Here is a 230-nt window from a genome sequence, read left to right on the forward strand (position 1 = left end):
CGACGTTCGGCATCCTGCCTGATCTTGATGTATTCATTCAGTATGCCAATGACCTGGATACCATGACATTACATCGCAGCTGGACGCATTCCTGGCTTATGCAAAGTCTGCTGGCTCCCATTGTTGCCTGGCTAATGTGTAAGCTAGCGCCAGTATTTGATTTTCGACGATGGTTTATGCTGATTTGGCTGGTATGGGTCACACATAGTGGACTGGATGCAATGACGGTT

1 protein-coding gene is annotated in these 230 nt (G+C 47.8%); it reads left to right on the forward strand.

Annotated elements, in window-relative coordinates; translation table 11 throughout:
* The coding region (locus B3O33_RS01535; protein WP_292362793.1) for a metal-dependent hydrolase at positions 1-230 on the forward strand (230 nt) is incomplete at both ends.

This window comes from Methylophaga sp. UBA1464 (assembly GCF_002325665.1).
Taxonomy (GTDB): Bacteria; Pseudomonadota; Gammaproteobacteria; order Nitrosococcales; family Methylophagaceae; genus Methylophaga.